At 37.5% G+C, this 18,505-nt stretch carries 10 protein-coding genes; 3 read left to right on the top strand and 7 right to left on the bottom strand.

What is annotated here, in order from left to right:
* Positions 1–42: 42 nt before the first annotated feature.
* Positions 43–3,792, bottom strand: a complete 3,750-nt coding sequence (gene dnaE / locus QOX35_RS12135) for a DNA polymerase III subunit alpha (protein ID WP_283687132.1) — start codon at positions 3,790–3,792, stop codon at positions 43–45.
* Positions 3,793–4,349: 557 nt separating this feature from the next.
* Here dnaE and QOX35_RS12140 point away from each other — a divergent pair.
* Both QOX35_RS12140 and QOX35_RS12145 read left to right on the top strand, forming a co-directional pair.
* Entirely contained in the window at positions 4,350–6,767 is a 2,418-nt protein-coding gene (locus QOX35_RS12140) for a TonB-dependent receptor (protein ID WP_283687133.1), read from the top strand.
* Positions 6,768–6,842: 75 nt separating this feature from the next.
* Positions 6,843–7,991 (top strand): iron-containing alcohol dehydrogenase, encoded by a 1,149-nt coding sequence (locus QOX35_RS12145; protein ID WP_283687134.1) that lies wholly within the window; start codon positions 6,843–6,845, stop codon positions 7,989–7,991.
* 38 nt (positions 7,992–8,029) lie between these two features.
* On the opposite strand, the gene QOX35_RS12150 is transcribed toward QOX35_RS12145, so the two are convergent.
* From QOX35_RS12150 to QOX35_RS12175, 6 genes are all read right to left on the bottom strand, one after another.
* The gene (locus tag QOX35_RS12150) at positions 8,030–9,601 is read right to left on the bottom strand and encodes a carboxypeptidase-like regulatory domain-containing protein (protein ID WP_283687135.1); all 1,572 of its coding nucleotides are present in this window, start codon (positions 9,599–9,601) and stop codon (positions 8,030–8,032) included.
* Positions 9,602–9,613: 12 nt separating this feature from the next.
* Complete coding sequence (locus QOX35_RS12155) at positions 9,614–10,465, bottom strand: FecR family protein (RefSeq protein ID WP_283687136.1); 852 nt, start codon at positions 10,463–10,465, stop codon at positions 9,614–9,616.
* A complete protein-coding gene (locus QOX35_RS12160; RefSeq protein WP_283687226.1) occupies positions 10,462–11,013 on the bottom strand; it encodes an RNA polymerase sigma-70 factor in 552 nt (183 codons plus the stop codon). The genes QOX35_RS12155 and QOX35_RS12160 overlap by 4 nt, the downstream gene beginning before the upstream one ends.
* A gap of 51 nt (positions 11,014–11,064) precedes the next feature.
* Positions 11,065–12,327, bottom strand: coding sequence for a carboxypeptidase-like regulatory domain-containing protein (locus QOX35_RS12165; protein ID WP_135105227.1), 1,263 nt, complete (start codon positions 12,325–12,327; stop codon positions 11,065–11,067).
* 246 nt (positions 12,328–12,573) lie between these two features.
* Positions 12,574–14,703 (bottom strand): S46 family peptidase, encoded by a 2,130-nt coding sequence (locus QOX35_RS12170; protein ID WP_283687137.1) that lies wholly within the window; start codon positions 14,701–14,703, stop codon positions 12,574–12,576.
* Between the two features lie 223 nt (positions 14,704–14,926).
* A complete protein-coding gene (locus QOX35_RS12175) occupies positions 14,927–16,444 on the bottom strand; it encodes an oligosaccharide flippase family protein (RefSeq protein WP_283687138.1) in 1,518 nt (505 codons plus the stop codon).
* 224 nt (positions 16,445–16,668) lie between these two features.
* Between QOX35_RS12175 and QOX35_RS12180 the strand changes: the two genes are divergently transcribed.
* Complete coding sequence (locus QOX35_RS12180) at positions 16,669–18,477, top strand: AMP-dependent synthetase/ligase (protein ID WP_283687140.1); 1,809 nt, start codon at positions 16,669–16,671, stop codon at positions 18,475–18,477.
* Positions 18,478–18,505: the final 28 nt, after the last annotated feature.

Raw genomic sequence — 18,505 nt, forward strand, 5'->3', positions numbered from 1 at the left:
TTCCTCTGCAAAGGTAAATAATCTATTTTAGATATAAAAATTTCAATTTACCTTAAAGACAAAACTTTCGTTTTCTACCAGATAATCAATAAGTTCCTGTTTTACATTTATTTTATAGCTTCGTGAGAACAAGTCTACTTTCATATTTCGCTCTCCGTCTACTACTTCAAAATATAACAATGAATTACCCGGATTGTTTTTAGTTAAAGTTGATAATTCTTCTACCATCTGAGTATTCATGTCATGCAGAGGCAATGTAATAGTTATCTTCTCCACCAAGGTATCTTTTATGTCCGGCAACAAATGAATTGAATTAATCTTAAGCTCCATCTGATTTGCATCGTACTTACGCCCTTGCACACGCCCCCTTACAAATACATATAAACCCGGACGACCATATTTATTAAAATTGATATAATCATCGCCAAAAAGAGGTATCTCTCCACTACCTGTAAAATCCTCTATACGCAATATCATATATGGCTTCCCATTTTTGGTGATGCCCTCACGCATTCCACTCACCATCCCCCCAAAAGTAACTTCTTTATTTTTCAACGCATCCTTATCTTCTATTTCAGACATACCTACATTACATACATAATTTAGGATGATCTTGTATTCATCAAGTGGATGGGCTGATAAATAGATACCGATCAGCTCCCGCTCTTTATTCAAACGTTCCAGGTCTGACCATTTCTCTACTTTTGGAATTTCGGGACGAGCAATATCAAACGAAGCATCGTCTCCAAACAGGGAGTTTGCTGCTTGATTTTTATCTATCTGAAATTTATTTCCATAACGAATAAGCATATCAATAAATGTTTCACCTTTACCATTCATTCCAAAGAATTGCTCCCGCGTCATTCCCGGAAAGTTGTCGAATGCTCCGGCCAAGGCTAAAGATTCTATGTTCTTCTTATTACATGCACTAAGATTGATACGCTCTACGAAATCAAAGATATCTTTAAAAGGGCCATTATTTCTCCTTTCTTCTATGATATTCATTACAGCCCCCTCTCCTACACCTTTCACGGCTGCTAGACCAAAGCGAATATCTCCTTCTTTGTTTACCGAAAACTTAAGGTATGATTCATTCACATCAGGTCCAAAAACATTCAAATTCATGGCTTTACACTCATCCATAAACTTAGTTATTTCCGTAATATTTGATAAGTTCCGAGATAGAACCGCAGCCATATATTCGGATGGATAGTTTGCTTTCAACCAGGCTGTTTGATATGCAACCCAAGAATAACATGTCGCATGAGACTTATTAAATGCATACGAAGCAAATTTCTCCCAGTCGGCCCATATCTTATCCAGTGTCTTCTTTTGATGTCCGTTCTTTGTTCCTCCCGCAATGAATTTCTCCTTTAGGGCATTCATCTTATCTATAAGCTTTTTACCCATGGCCTTACGTAGTTCATCGGATTGTCCACGTGTAAAATCAGCCAATAGACGAGAAAGTAACATGACCTGTTCCTGATATACGGTAATACCATACGTATCATTCAGGTAGCGCTCCATTATCGGAATATCATAACTGATCTCTTCCTTTCCATGCTTTCGGGCAATAAATGATGGAATGTAATCCATCGGTCCCGGGCGATAAAGAGCATTCATCGCAATCAGGTCTTCAAACTTGGAAGGCTGCAACTCTTTCAGGTATTTCTGCATACCGGCAGACTCAAACTGGAATGTACCTGTCGTTTTTCCCTGACTGTATAGTTCATATGTTACAGGATCTTCCAAAGATATACTGTCTATATCGATATCTTTACCTGTTGTATGTTTGATATTTTCAATTGCCTCTTTTATGATCGAAAGGGTTTTTAACCCCAAGAAGTCCATTTTGATAAGTCCGGTTTCTTCAATAACAGTACCTTCATACTGAGTAACCAAAATATTTTCTCCGGTCTCCTTATCTTCCGCCGTACTAACGGGTACAATATCTGAAATATCCTGCTGCCCGATAATGATACCACATGCATGTACACCTGTATTGCGGACATTACCCTCTAGCATCTGCGCATATTTTATTGTATCGCGCATTATCGGATCGTAGCTGTTTGCTGCTTCTTTCAGCTCGGGAACATATTCTATCGCATCTCGTAGTGTGACTTTTTTCTTATCAGGAATACGATCGGGTACAAACTTTGCAAGACGATTAGATTCAGACAAAGGCAGTTTTTGTACTCGAGCAACGTCTTTTATAGCCGACTTTGTCGCCATAGTTCCATATGTGATAATATGTGCCACACGTTCTTGACCATATTTATCTGTTACCCATTTCAATACTTTGCCTCGCCCATCATCATCAAAGTCGATATCTATATCCGGCATTGATATACGGTCGGGATTCAAGAAACGCTCAAACAGGAGGTCATATTTAATTGGGTCTATATCTGTTATACCCAAACAATAAGCTACTGCCGAACCCGCAGCCGAACCACGTCCCGGGCCTACAGCAACCCCCATACTACGTGCGGCAGCAATAAAGTCTTGGACAATTAGGAAGTATCCCGGAAACCCCATGGTTTTCATTGTATTCAACTCAAAATCGAGCCGCTCTACGATCTCCGGACTTCGGTCTTTTCCATATCGTTTATCTGCTCCTATGACTGTAAGGTGTCGCAGATAGTCTGATTCCAGCTTTATACGAATAACCTTATCATACCCACCCAAACGGTGATATGCTTTTTCTCCGAATTCGAGAATAAGGTCTTCTTCGGAGTACATAATTTTATACCCTTCTTCGGTTCCAAATGAGGCATCGATCGTAAAGAAAGGCATCAATGCATCCGAATCTATAGAATAAAATTCTACTTTATTTGCTATCTCAAGCGTATTGGTCAATACTTCAGGATGATCTGCAAAGATTTGATTCATTTCTGCTGTTGTTTTCAACCATTCCTGTTTTGTATATCTCATCCGTTTAGGATCGTCAAAATCTTTCCCCGTACTCAAGCAGATCAGTCGGTCGTGTGCATCGGCATCCTCCTCATCTACAAAGTGAACGTCATTTGTTGCGATTACCTTAACTCCGTACTTTTCGCCAATACGAAGCAGTTCTTTATTTACCTTTTCTTGCAAAGGATATGCTTCAGCATTTGCGTCGGGACGGTTTGTCTTATGTCTCTGCAACTCGAGATAATAATCTTCACCAAAGAGATTTTTAAACCATTGAACAGTTTTTTCGGCCTCTTCTATATCATCGGACATAATCTTTTTAGAGACTTCACCCCCAAGACATGCTGTAGAGATAATAAGTCCTTCATGATATTTTTCGAGCAATTCTTTGTCGATACGAGGACGCATATAATAACCTTCTGTCCATCCGTACGAAATCATTTTGATAAGGTTTTTATACCCGGTAAGATTTTTGGCCAAAACCACCAAGTGCCAACCACTCATATCCGGCTTGCCTTCCTTCAGATGTCTGCTCCGACGTGCAACATAACATTCGCAACCTATAATGGGTTTAAACTTTTTAGCCTCTTCTTCCTTTATTTTGGTTTTTAAATCTCCTATCTGAATCGAGTTGTCTGATTCTTTATCTGCCTCTAATTTCTTTATCTCAGTTTTTAATTCCTTAATAGCAGCATCATTTTTCGAATTTTTCTTTTTTACGTAATTGAAAAACTCTTTTATCCCAAACATTGCGCCATGATCGGTCAATGCAATGGCTTTCATTCCATCACCAACCGCCTTATCTACTAGCTTTTGAATACTAGCCTGACCATCAAGCAGTGAATATTGGGAGTGAACATGTAAGTGTACAAAATTATTCATATCTCAATCTTTGCTTTTTCACAATTTGTAAAGTTACTATAAATAGCCTGCCTTTACCACAAAAATACGTATCAGTTTTCAACAAATAATATACGTTAGGTTTTATACCCTTATAGTCACCAAGATAAGAACATACAAGCCGTTAATTATAAACCCGCAACATTCTCGACACACCTTCAAACACCTATAAACAAACATCTTAACATATACAATATGACTATTAGAAATAGGATTTATAAAACATGTGGTCAGAAATTATAAATACTGACAGTTTATTAAATCTATTCATATATTTTTGTAGCAGATGCTAAATCAGACTAAACAGCTTCCTAGCTTTAACTGAGAACATTCTCATTGAATTAACAAACTTTACAAAACTTGAAAATGGTAAGATCCTCCGGATTTTACCATTTTCTACATCTTACATTATCCAAATACTCTGTGTTTGATTTCTGATAAACCAGAAAATCATATTTATACGAATATAATTTTATAATTAACAATATATTGGTACACAGAAAATATATACCTAAATTTGTGTGCACAAAACTGGCCGTATGATCAAGAAAAACATATTATTACTTCTCATATTTATTACATCTCTTGCTTATTCACAGCAAATAAAAATCACAGGAAAAGTTACCAACCAACAAGGAAAATCTTTGGAGCACGTTTCTGTTTCGGAGATGAATAGCCGCAATGGAGTAATAACAAATGAGAGAGGCGAGTATGCATTATCTATACAACCTAAAGATTCGATTAAGATCATATTCTCTCTGATAGGCTATCAACGTCACCAATATATAATCCCTAAACCGAAAAGTGACCTGATACTAAATATCACATTAAAAGAAGATAATAATACATTAGAAGCCATTACTATAGAAGGGCAACAAACCGTTACCACAGTTATTGAACGAATCGACTACTTAGCAACCAGACGTGCTTCAAATCCTTGGGGAAGTATAGAATCTCTCCTCGCAACGATGGGGGGAGTAAGCTCCACAAACGAACTGAGTTCACAATACTCGGTACGCGGAGGGAACTTTGATGAAAATATCGTATACGTTAATGGGAATGAGATTTATCGCCCTCTCTTAGTGCGTTCAGCTCAGCAGGAAGGGTTAAGTTTTATAAATCCTGACATGGTGCAAACCGTCGGTTTTTCTGCAGGTGGATATAGTGCAGAGTATGGAGATAAGATGTCATCAGTGCTTGATATTACATATAAAAAACCTAAAGAGTTTGAAGCGTCTGCCTCGGCCGGACTTCTAGGAGGAAGTGTTCATATCGGTAATTCGACAGGAAAATTCTCGCAGATTACGGGAGTTCGTTATAAAACGACTCACTCCCTACTGAGCTCTACCGATACTAAAGCCGAATACGACCCGTCATTTATGGATGCTCAAACATATATAACGTACGAATTGTCGCCCAAATGGGAAGTTAGTATGCTCGGAAACTATGCGCACAATACTTATGAATATACGCCCAAAACTCGCAGTACTAGTTTTGGTACGCTTACGACACCTCGCAACTTTACGGTATATTTTGATGGATGGGAAAGGGATCGGTTTATTACTTACCAAGCAGCATTTACAATGAAAGGTAGAATAAATGAAAATCTAAATATAGGTATTACCGGCTCTACATTCTCTTCTGACGAGAGAGAGCGTTATGATATAGAAGGCAACTATATATTGAAAGAACAGAACATTGTAGAAGGGAATGAAGCCTTTGACGAGTCCTCTCTGTTGGGGATAGGACGATATATTGAACATGCACGCAATCAGGTAAAATCGGAAGTATATACAATCAGTCATTTCGGAGATTTAAAAATAGGAAGTAACCTCTTAAAATGGGGGCTCACTTATCAACAAGAAAATGTAAGAGATAAGATTAAAGAGTGGGAAATGAGAGATTCTGCGGGTTACTCTCTACCAAATACAGGAATAGATGTCAATCTGTATTCGAACCTGAAAGCAGATAACAAAATCAAGCCTTCTCGTTTTTCCGGATATATACAAGACACTTATAAACTTAATACAGACAATGGCTTATTTATCATGAATGCCGGATTGAGAGCGAGCTATTGGACTTTCAATGAAGAACTGATAGTAAGCCCACGTGGAGCTATAGCTTTTGTACCAAGCGGAATCGAAAACTTCTCGATACGATTAGCGGGAGGCATTTATTATCAGGCTCCTTTTTACAAAGAATTCCAAAAAGTAGTAAATGTAGATGGGAACAATGTTATTGAGCTGAATAAAGATATTAAATCACAAAAATCGATTCATGTCGTACTAGGAAGTGATTATTATTTTGGAGGAGGAGGCGAACACAACTCTCCACCACTGAAGTTATCAGGAGAAATATACTATAAGAAATTATCTGATCTGATTCCATATACAGTAAACAATGTAAAAATACGTTATTCAGGAGAAAATATTTCCAAAGGCTTTGCTCTAGGGATGGACATGAAGCTGTACGGAGAATTTATTCCGGGTGTAGATAGCTGGATTAGTCTGGGAATAATGAAAACGCAACAGGAAATAGATGGACAAAAAGTTCCTCTACCCACGGATCAACGTTTCAACTTTGCCTTATTTTATCAAGATTATATGCCGGGATATGAACGCCTAAAAATGAGCCTTAGGGGACTGTGGTCTCAAGGCTTACCCGTTTCTGCGCCATACAAAGGGTATGAAAACGGATATTTCCGCACAACTGCATATAAGCGTGTAGATATCGGTTTTTCGTGGCAAATACTAGGCGAAAAATTCGCTATACGAAATACAAATTCGTTATGTAAAGCACTAAAAAACATCTGGCTAGGAATAGATATCTTTAATATATTCGACATGCAAAATACAAATACGTATTATTGGATTACAGATATCTACAACCACCAATATGCCGTACCAAATTATCTGACTGGACGCCAAATAAACGCAAAACTATTAATCGAATTTTAGCTTATTTAATAAATTGAATTCAATCATATAAGGTTAAATAATATAACTTTACTATCAATCAAAAACGAAGAGATTATGGAAAATTTTTCATTAGCAAATCCCGTAAAGATTATATTCGGGGAAGGAATGATCAAAGAGATTACAAACGAAATACCTCAAGGCAGTAAAGTGTTGATGACTTACGGAGGAGGCAGTATAAAGAAAAATGGAGTGTACGATCAGGCTGTAAAAGCTCTAAGCGGTTACGAATGGCATGAATTTGGAGGAATAGAACCAAATCCACACTATGAAACCTGCATGAAGGCTGTCGCTGTAATCAAAGAAAAGGGTATCGATTTTATATTATCCGTAGGTGGCGGATCGGTTCTTGACGCTACAAAGTTTATTTCTGCCGCAGTCTATTTCGAAGAGGGTGATCCATGGCAGATACTGTCTAAAGGCAGCAAAGTAAAGAAAGCTATGCCTTTTGGTGACATTATTACATTGCCTGCTACAGGATCAGAAATGAATAGCGGAGCTGTAATAACCCGTGCCGAAACTCAAGAAAAACTTGCATTTGGTTCACCCCTCACCTACCCTAAGTTTTCTGTACTTGATCCGACTGTAACATATTCATTACCTCCCCGCCAGACAGGGAATGGAGTTGTAGATGCTTTTGTGCATGTAATGGAGCAATACCTGACGTATAACGAAGGAGATTCTTTGCTGCAAGATAATATGGCTGAAGCTATTGTAAAAACATTGGTAGAAGAAGGACCTAAGGCACTGGAAGAACCTAACAACTATGACGTTCGTGCCAATCTGATGTGGGCTTCAACGTGGGCACTGAATGGCTGGATTGCCTGCGGTGTACCCGAAGACTGGGCTACTCACATGATCGGACATGAACTTACAGCTTTCTATGGCCTTGATCATGCCCAAACTCTTGCTATTGTATTACCGGGAGTAATGACAGTACTAAAAGATCAGAAAGGAAGAAAGATCACTCGTCTTGGAAAAGAGGTGTTTGGCATCCAAGGAAGCGATGCAATAGATAGAACAATTAAAGCAGTGGAAGACTTCTTCGAATCGATGGGTGTAAAAACTCATCTGTCTGACTACGGATTGGGCGACGAGGCTATAAATAAAGTAGCTGAGCGATTAGGAAACCGTGGATGGAAACTCGGTGAGTGTCATAACATTACTGCTGATGTAATCAAAGACATTTTGACTTTAAGAAAATAAATCTCAAATATAGAAAGTAAGCCGATAATTATATCGGCTTATTTTATAATCAGATCTTCGGAAACCTCGCTTAAATTATTTATTATTAATTCTTTTAGCTTTTCTTCCGGCAATATTACATTAAAGTTACCCCAAAAATTTCTGTCATATTGATACTTAGTATCTGAGAATATGTTTTGAGTAGGTATTCTTTCCTTTCGGGCAAATGCATTTACATCTGTTGTATCTACCATACAGTTTACCATTTCGAACCACAGATATAATGGAGTGCTAAAAAGCTTTCGCGTCCTTTTCATCTTAAATTCCAGGTCTCCACGAATATGGTTCACATAATAAATACCATCATTGGATAATTTATACGAGACATTGTACCGAGCCTGTTGTAATGTTAGCCGAATATCCTTATTTTTTTTTCGAACATAAAGATCTGTAGCCTGTTGCACAAACTTGGGATTGATCTCGAAATGAGCTTCTATCAATGCATAATTCTCTGCGTCAATAAACAATTGCCCTTTAAACAAAGGTTCATCGATATATTCTTTCTGACAGAATGAAATAATATTCACCCTTCTGCCATCTACAACTGTAATATCTGTATGCCCATACTCATATTTATTTTGTTCTTCAGGCTTCAAAAAATCAGGTAAGTTCTTCACCAAATCCAATATCAGACAAGAATTAATACCGGATTTCATTTTTGTAAAGATTGTATCACTTTCCTGAATGCTCTTAATACGACGCATCTTTATAAGTTTTACCTGATCAAGATTTACATTTACATCATAGCCGGTCTTATACATTTTAAGCACCGCCTCAGTTACATCTATATTATTTTTTTTATGGTCTATACCCTCTCTGTAGAAGGTTGTAAGATAAACAGGCGAGGTTGAGTAGTTATTCTTACGATTCTCCAGCATACGGTTGATCTCTTCTTGAGGCTCAACTACTCTAATTACAACCTCTTGCAATGGTATTATTCTGGGCTCGAGGGCAAAACGAATATGCTGTCCGGCCAATAGTCCGACTTCTACTTCCTGACTTTCGTAACCTACATGAGTAAACTTTACCTTGGAGTGATGAAGAGAATCAGGCAATATCAATTTGAATTCTCCATCCTGATTAGAAATCGTTCCTATTGTTGAGTTGCTGATTCCTACTGCGCTATAAGCTAAAGGCTCATCCGTTATCTGGTCGTATATTGCACCACTAAAAGTAAAGAACTTTTTTTCTACACTATCTACCTTTTCTATTGAAATTACAGTATGTGCTTTTGTCCGATCTGTAACTTGTAACAAGATATGATTTCCAACAACGGAAATCTTTAGTTGATTATTCCCGGTGATTGCATATATGGCTTCCCGCAATGTATATTCGCCTTTTGCAATCTTAACCTTCTTATCATTGTTTATAATCTGGCTATCATAGATAAATAAATAACCCGACTTGTCGGATACTTGCCTCAGCAGCTTATATACACTCTCTTTACTTTTTGGTAATTGTATCTTCCGATTTAGTACTGCGCCATCATCTGCCTGTAAGATCACTGCTACCATCATTAGCAATAACGATACAAGAATACGATGAAAGGTATTTTCAGCCGTATATTTCATGGCGGTTATATATTATTTCTGTGATATAGATATCACATTATCTTGCTGTTTAAATTGCAAATTAAGAGCTAGACAAATCAGTTGAGCCATTGTGTATGGAGTATCCCCCGAAAAGGTAACTGTCAGTAGGCGATCTTGCAGTTCGGGTGACACTGTTAGCTGCTCTGCATCGGAGTTCATATTTATAACTCTCACAATATCCGACAATCGCTGATCTTTAAAATGAACCCTTTTGAGGTACGATTCAAACTGTGAAACATCTGTGGTTTTAACCTTATGTAGATTATCAGATTCCAAAAGAGCTGTTTCGCCGGCCCTTACATTTACTGTCTGCCCGTTCAATTTTGAAGTGACTCTTACTTCTCCACGCCGTACTGATAAAGAAAATGAATTTTTATTTTCACTCTTCACATTAAATGAAGTGCCCAATACCTCAATAATCGTTTGCTGAGTTTCAATGACAAATGGCTTACTTGGATTTCGGCTGATATCAAAAAATGCATTTCCCTCCAAAACGACCTCTCGTTTATCATCCGAAAAACGATTCGGATACTGCAAAGATGCTTGATCTGAGAGATATACTACCGATCCATCTTCTAAAGTAGAGATCAGAGTTGGAGCATCCTTTTCGTTATTGATTGTCAACATTTCCTTATGGCTGGTCTTTTGTCCCCATATAACGAATACTGAAATGGCACAAATACATAAAATTGCAGCCACAGCCCCCCATCTTACCAAAGATGTACGTATGCTTGCCTTTTTCGCTACTTTATTCTCCGGCAGCAATCCGTCCCGATCGAGCCGCATATAAAGACGATCCCAAGCCTGATCTGTAATCTTATTATTTGTTTCTTTCAAATTCATGATGCGTGTGTATATTTTTCTATTTCCTGTCTTAATATCTGATATGCTTTTGTCATTTCTGCCTCTACCGTTTTTATTGACACAGAAAGCAATTGTGCAATTTCTTTATATTTACGACCTTCCATCCGATGCATTCTGAAAATGCGAAGTCGTCGTTCCGGTAACTGTTCCAGCGTACGATTTATAATATTCTGCAACTCTTTATATTCAATCTGTTCTTGCGCAGTCGTTTCCGATGCTTCAAGCTTCCTGCTTAATACATTTTCTCTGTGACGTTCTTTTACATACTGATGTTCGAAATATTGAAGCGACTGGTTACGTACCGCTCCATACAAATAGCTCTTCATCGAACGGACAATATTCAATGCCTCTCGGTCGCGCCACAACACATAAAATAATTCCTGAACAATCTCTTCGGCTGCATCTTTACGACCAATTATGCCAAACGAGTACATGTATAAAGGCAGATAGTACTGGCGAAAAACCTGTTCGAAGGTTTCTATATCACCATTCTTTATCTTCTTGAATATAAGCACATCGTTCAGCATAATAAGTAAAATCACAAGTAAGACCAAATATAATAAATCATAACGAATTTATCAGTTACTTTGTTGTTTCTTTAATTTATTTACTGCCGATTCGAGCGACTCTGTAGGTTCTATAATGTTATAGCCCTCCCAGAAGTTGGCATCATAGAAGTTACTCACTTTGTCTGATAACGAATATCTGTCGCTAAATGCTTCTCTAGCCGGAATTTTAGCTATATTATTTTCTTGCCTGTCGGTAACAACCATCTCTGATATAATTGTATAGTTGGTAGAGAAGAGCCTGCGCTTATAATCACATTTGAAGCGAACTTCGTTACGAACATAATTCAGATAGCTTTTTCCATTCTGCTGCTTATAAGTAACCAAATAGGCTACCTCTTCAGGTTTGAAATGCAATCTGAACGGTTTTTTACGAAGAATGGCCTGTGTAACTTTATTGCGGTCGTCCATACTCAAATTAAACTCTGCCCGTGAAAAAGCTAATGTTTCCTGATCAATGTACAAGTTACCATAAAACAGGGCGTAAGGCATGACAACCTGAGGCTCAAAACTTATCACATAATGAAGACGTTCGTTTATCATTACACTGTTCTCCATCTTGTACTTGTAGTAATGAAGAGAAGCTTTATCTAACATTATATCCCTATTCTTTACAATATCCAGGTAAGTAGATAAGTTTGGACCTCCTACAAATTTAACAAGCAAGGTATCGCCGGGTTTTGGACTAAGCAGTTTCCTGCCCTTCAACACTTGTACCCTATCTCCTGCATCCGATTGAGTATATGGGGTCTTGTAGATATCTATAACAGCTTCGGAGATATTTATATAGCTTCGTCTTTTCTGTATAGTTTCACGATAAAATCCGGTTAAAAGATTTGTCATCAAACTATTGTTATCACCTATCTTATCGATAGCTTTTTCTACCAATTGCAACGGATCAGTAGATTCGACAACGACTTCTTTCAATTTGTTCTCATTACGAGTAAGGAAGATCGTAATATTACTCATATCCTGATCCAATAGAGGTACCCGCTGGTTGAAGTAGCCTATGTGGGAAACTTCTATTGTTTTAACATTCAGGGAATCTCTGACCTTAATGGTAAATCCTCCATCCGCATTCGATATTGTACCTATACCTGTTCCGGGAACAGATATGCTCACATATTCAAGAGTCTTCTTTGACTTTATATCCTTCACTACTCCGGTTATCGTAATATATCCCGGATCTTTGGCCGAATAAGTTGGAAGTGCTACACTCCAAATTATAAGGACTGTAAATACAGTTTGTATCAATTTTAAACATTTAGTTCTCATGGCTATATTGTTTTTAATGATGATTAATAAAACCGGTTGTACTATTATGATCGTTCAAAAAATGAAAACCCTATCCTTTATCTGATATTTAACATTTAATAAATGAAAGTTTAGTTTTAAACAAATCTGAACATCAATAAAAACGATATAAATCACACAATAAACAACTAACAATATGCCACTTACAAAAAAAAAGCTTGTGATAATAAAATCACAAGCCTTTGTTTTCCTTATACTCTTATATTTTTATTTTGCCACTTTCAGCTCGTTGATAAGACGAGGGCAGTTCATTACCTTATCTATTATATAAAGTACGTAACGTATGTCTACACTGATTGTACGTTGCAGCTCTGGTTCAAACAAGATGTCACCGCTCAGCGATTCCCAGTTACCATCAAAAGCAAGTCCGATTAGTTCTGCGTTTCCATTAAATACAGGGCTACCTGAGTTACCTCCTGTAATATCGTTGTTCGACAAGAAGTTTACATACATTTTTCCATCCGCTTTGTTTGCATATTGTCCAAAATCCTTACTTGCCAAATCATCCAATATATATTGTTGCACACCGAACTCTGGATCGTTAGGAACTTGTTTATTCAGTACACCTTGAGATGTTGAATAATAGTCGTAAGTAACCGCATCGGCAGGCTTATATCCTCCCACAGAGCCATAGCTCAAACGTTGAGTGAAGTTAGCATCCGGGTAGAAAGCTTTATTCGGCTCCATTTCCATTAATCCCGCCATAAACAGACGGCTGCCTTTATCTATCTGAGGATAATAAGGTGCAGATGCCTGACGTAATAGGTTTAAGCATGGTTCTAAAGATTGAGCGAATGCAATTGCAGGGTCATTATTAATTGCCTCCTGATCTTCACTACTTATTAGAGCTGTAGCAGCTTCCAGATTGGTAAATTTAGTATTGTTGTAGAACCACTCGGCAAATTTATCATAGTCTCCACCAAATTCATCAGCAATCTTTGTATATACCGAAGGCAAGTATTCCGCAGGAACTCTTTCTGCATATATTTTTAGTAATGCAGGCATTACTTTACGATCGAGAGCCGGCTCATAATCTTTATAAAGCGGAGCTAAACGTTTTGTGAATTCTTCACCTTTATTTTTGTCAGGATCCATTCTATTTACAAGGAGTGCCGTATTTGCATAGCGGATAATCTCAATTCCATTGAAGAATGTTTCGTACAGATATGTCTGAATTCTAGATGTTTCCATTGTTTCAGTATACCCTTCTTTCACTAGCGTAAGAGCATCTCCATATTTTGCTTGCAATGCCGGTTTTGAAGCAGCCCATTGCGCAAATCTAGCCTCTAGTTGTTCTTTATCTTTTATAACGCCTAGTTTAGCAATAGCTTCGTTCATCCCCATAGCATTTTTCCAGTAGTTGGAGCTTCCTGCATATTTAGACGCGTATTTGATACGAATAGCATCGCTTGCGTTCATATCTTTTCTCCAGATATCCTGTTTTGCTCCGCGAACTTCAATCCGAGGTTTATGTTCCGATTCTACCATTTGGTTGATACCCCACGATGTCATATAGCGTTCGGTACTTCCCGGATATCCAATCGTCATCGCATAATCGTTCTCTTTGTAACCCTTTAGAGAAACAGGTACTGAATATTTAGGTTTGTAAGGTACATTATCTGCACTATATTCTGCTGCACCATTGTCTTTGTTAGCATAAACGCGGAATACAGAGAAGTCGCCTGTATGGCGAGGCCACATCCAGTTGTCTGTTTCACCACCAAATTTTCCTACAGAAGATGGAGGAGTAAATACAAGTCTTACGTCTCTGAATACTTCGTATACAACAACATAGTATTTGTTGTGTGTATAGAAAGGTATTACTTGCGCTCTAAGAAACTTATTGTCTTTATATTTTTCAAGATATACTTGCGACAAAGAGTCTATTTTTTCTTCACGTACATTCTCGCTGTCAGTAGGTAATAGTGTGGAGGTTACAAAATCTGTAATGTCTTCGGTCTTTTGTAAGAAAGCAACAGTCAAACCTTCTGCTGGTAATTCTTCCTGAAATGACTGGCTTACAAAACCGTCTTTCAAATAATCATGATCTACCGAACTAAGCTTTTGTATTGCATCGTATCCGCAGTGATGGTTGGTGAATATCAAACCTTGACGAGATACCGATACTCCGGTACAGCCTCTACCAAAAATAACTACAGCATCTTTCAGCGATGGGTTAGTCTCACTGTATATGCTATCAATAGGGAATTTAAATCCCAGCTCTTTCATGCGGGCAGCACTCTGCCTGTTGAGTTCTTTCAACAGCCACATTCCTTCGTCAGCCTTTACTCCGGCAACAGTAAGGAAAATTGCTAATATTAAAAATAGTTTTCTCATCGTTTTAGTTATTATTAATTAATGATATATTTTATAATTAATCGCCTTTAAGTTGCACCTACATAATCTACTGTCTGGCTGAAAGATACAGCAAAAAGGTGACAAAGGTAACAGTTTTTATCTGCTTTTTTCAGTGTAACCTTTTATTCTCCACAGAGCACACATACCATTTATATACAGATAATTATATTTAAGTTTCACAACACGATGAAATAAGAAAGTGTCACTTATTTTTTTTATTGTTGCTAATATATTTACCAATGACAGGAATCTCTTTTAATGGTAGATCTTTCTTTATTATAACGGCCGTAAATATAACAAGGAATACCGTACGATACGCCAATCGTAAGATTTCGTTGTCTATCTGTGGATACATGGCAGCAATATAAAATGCGACAGCCAAAGCAAAGTATAAGAAAATGCGCTTCAGGTCATATTTTATAGGATAATATTTTTGTCCTATAAAATAAGATATACTCATAATAATCAGATTACAAATCAGCGTAGCCCATGCACTGGCAATATAGCCATAAACAGGGACAAAGATGATATTGATCGCAACCTGAAGGATACATCCGAAAACAGAGAAATAGGCTCCGTATTTTGTCTTATCGGTTAGCTTATACCATACTGAAAGGTTGAAGTACATCCCAAAAAATATTTCACCCATCATGGCAATAGGAACAATGACTGTACCTACTGTATAGTTTTTGCTGACTATATACTTCAAGATATCAAGATAAAACATCACAGCCAGAAAAACGAGTAAAGCAAATATTACAAAATACTTCATTGCATCGGCATACGGTTTTGTACTGCTGTTCTCCCTATCCTTGCTAAAGAAGAAGGGCTCGTAAGCATATCGGAATGCCTGTGTAAACATTGTTATAATAACTGTTATCTTAAGGCAAGCATTGTATATACCTAATTGGCTGAAAGCTTCATCGGGATTATCAAATAAAAAAGGATAAGTCAATTGCGCTACAGTCTGATTTATAACTCCTGCCAACCCCAATATTAAAAGAGGGAATGAGTATATCAGCATACGTCTGATCAGAGCATTATCAAACTGGAGCTTCACATTCTTCATTGTTGTAGGTATCAATAGTATCAATACCACCAAGCTAGACAGCAAGTTTGCCAAAAAGATGTATCCGATACCGATCTCGGGATGAAAGAATTTATTAATAGCCAGGTCCGGATAATTTTTGTATAGCCAAGGACATAGAACCAAAAACAGAAGATTGAAAAATATATTAAACCCTATAAACGTTAGCTTCAATGTAGCAAACCGAATCGGTCTTTTCTGATAGCGCAAATAAGCAAAAGGAATTGTCATAAAAGCGTCTAACGCAACAACGATAGCCATCATCCAGATATGTTCCTTATGATCGGTATATTCCATCCATGACGAAATAGGATTGATAAAGGAAAAACAGAATAGAATAAACAGCAGAGACGTTGTAGCTAATGAGATTAAAGATGTAGCATATACTTTATCAGGATGCTCTTCTTTCTTGTTCATAAAGCGGAAAAATCCCGTTTCCATGCCGTAAGTCAGCAAAACCATGAACAACGCAGTGTAGCCGTATATATAGCTTACCTTACCATACTCGATAGTATCAGTAAAAATATAAGTGTGTAAAGGAACAAGCAACCAATTAAATATGCGGCCAACAATACTACTCAATCCATAGATTGCAGTATCTTTTGCTAAGCTCTTCATTCCACTCCCTGCCATATAGATATATTTAGTTGGCTACAAAAGTAGTAAAAATAAATCATGAGTTGTATTTTATACCCTGCTAGTTAATTCCATATTTTTACTCGTCAAGACACATTACTTAATCCCCTGATAGTGGCTACAATAGATGCCTAAGCAACTATAAAAAGTGAAATTAAATAATCATTTTTTAATATTATAAATTACCTTTGTGATAATAATAAATAAAAAAGGAAGTCCAAATGAATTATTATCATCTGTCTATATTGGTACATCGTCAGGCTATCAGGTATGGTAAGAGAACAGCTCTGAAATATAGGAATCCGTACGAAAAGAAATGGAAGAATATTTCATGGAATAAGTTTTCGGACAATGTAATGAAAACAGCCTGGGCAATGGCTGAAATGGGTGTAGAAGAAGGCTCTAGGATCGCTGTGTATTCTCAGAATATGCCGCAATATCTTTTTGCGGATTTCGGTACTTTTGCCAACCGTTGCATTTCGGTACCTATCTATGCAACATCATCACCGTCGCAAGTAGAATATATCGTAAAGGATGCCAGTATACAGTTACTGTTCGCCGGAGAGCAGTTCCAATATAATAATGCATTTAAAGTGCAACAAAATTCGCCTGTATTGAAGAAAATTGTTGTATTCGATAATAATGTCAAATTTCATCCCGACGATAAGACTTCTGTCTATTTTGATGATTTTATCGCTACCGGAGAAAATTCGCACACAGAAGTTATCGTGCGAGTACGCCTTAAATCGAGAAGAGAAGATGATATAGCTTGTATTATATATACTTCGGGTACAACCGGCGAACCCAAAGGAGTAGTATTACCACATTCGTGTTTCTCTCAGGTTTTCCGTATTCACGACATGCGTCTGCCTATGACTTCGAATAAAGACCTGTCTATGAATTTCCTTCCGTTGGCACATATCTTTGAACGGGCGTGGACATATTACGCTATTCATAAGGGAATGACCATTGCTATTAATCAAGATGCTAAGGAAATACAGAAATCAATAAAGCAAGTTCATCCCACTATCATGTGTAGTGTTCCCCGGTTCTGGGAAAAAGTATATGCAGGGGTTCACGAAAAAATATCGAGCTCCAAAGGTCTTATGAAATGGCTATATACCGATGCCATCAAGACAGGGAAAAGATATAATTTGGACTTTAAAAATAAAAATCTACGAGCCCCGCTTGGTACTCGTATTAAATTTGCTCTATATAACAATACGATATTTTTCGTTCTTAAGCTGGTTATCGGTATCGAGAAGGGAAACATATTCCCTTGCGCAGGAGCTCCATTATCAGATTCAATCATTGAGTTTTTACAGTCGGTAAATATTCCAATAATTGTGGGTTACGGTCTTACTGAAACAACTGCAACTGTAAGCTTCTATCCTGACAAAGAATTTGTTATTGGGTCTATTGGCAGCGTAATGCCGGAAGTTGAGGTTAGGATTGATGAGACAAACAACGAGATTCTTGTGAAAGGAAAAACCGTGATGCGAGAATACTACAACAAACCAGAAGAAACAACTAAAGTTTTCACCGAAGACGGCTTCTTCCGGACGGGAGATGCAGGAAAATTGGAAAACGGAGTATTGTACATTACCGAACGTATCAAAGACCTGTTTAAGACAGCGAACGGAAAATATATCGCACCTCAGGCTATAGAGACACGCGTAGCCGAAGACAAGTTTATCGATATGATTGCGGTTATAGCCGACGAGCGTAAATTTGTGAGTGCACTTATTGTTCCCGATTATAAAGCATTGGAAGAGTATGCAAATGAACACCAAATAAAGTATGACAAAGTAGAGGACTTGTTTTCTAATGTAGATATCCTTCGCATGCTGGACGGACGCATAGAACTCTTGCAAGCTCATTTTGCGCCATACGAAAAAATAAAAAAATACAGGTTGCTAGCCGAGCCATTTACGATGGAAGGTGGTGAATTAACCAATACACTCAAAATAAAGCGTAAATTTGTAGCAGAAAAATACAAAGATATTATCGACAAAATGTATAAAGAATAGAATTTTTAGCAACAACTAATTAATTCTT

The organism is Dysgonomonas sp. Marseille-Q5470 (genome assembly GCF_951230145.1).
In the GTDB taxonomy this organism is placed as follows: domain Bacteria; phylum Bacteroidota; class Bacteroidia; order Bacteroidales; family Dysgonomonadaceae; genus Dysgonomonas.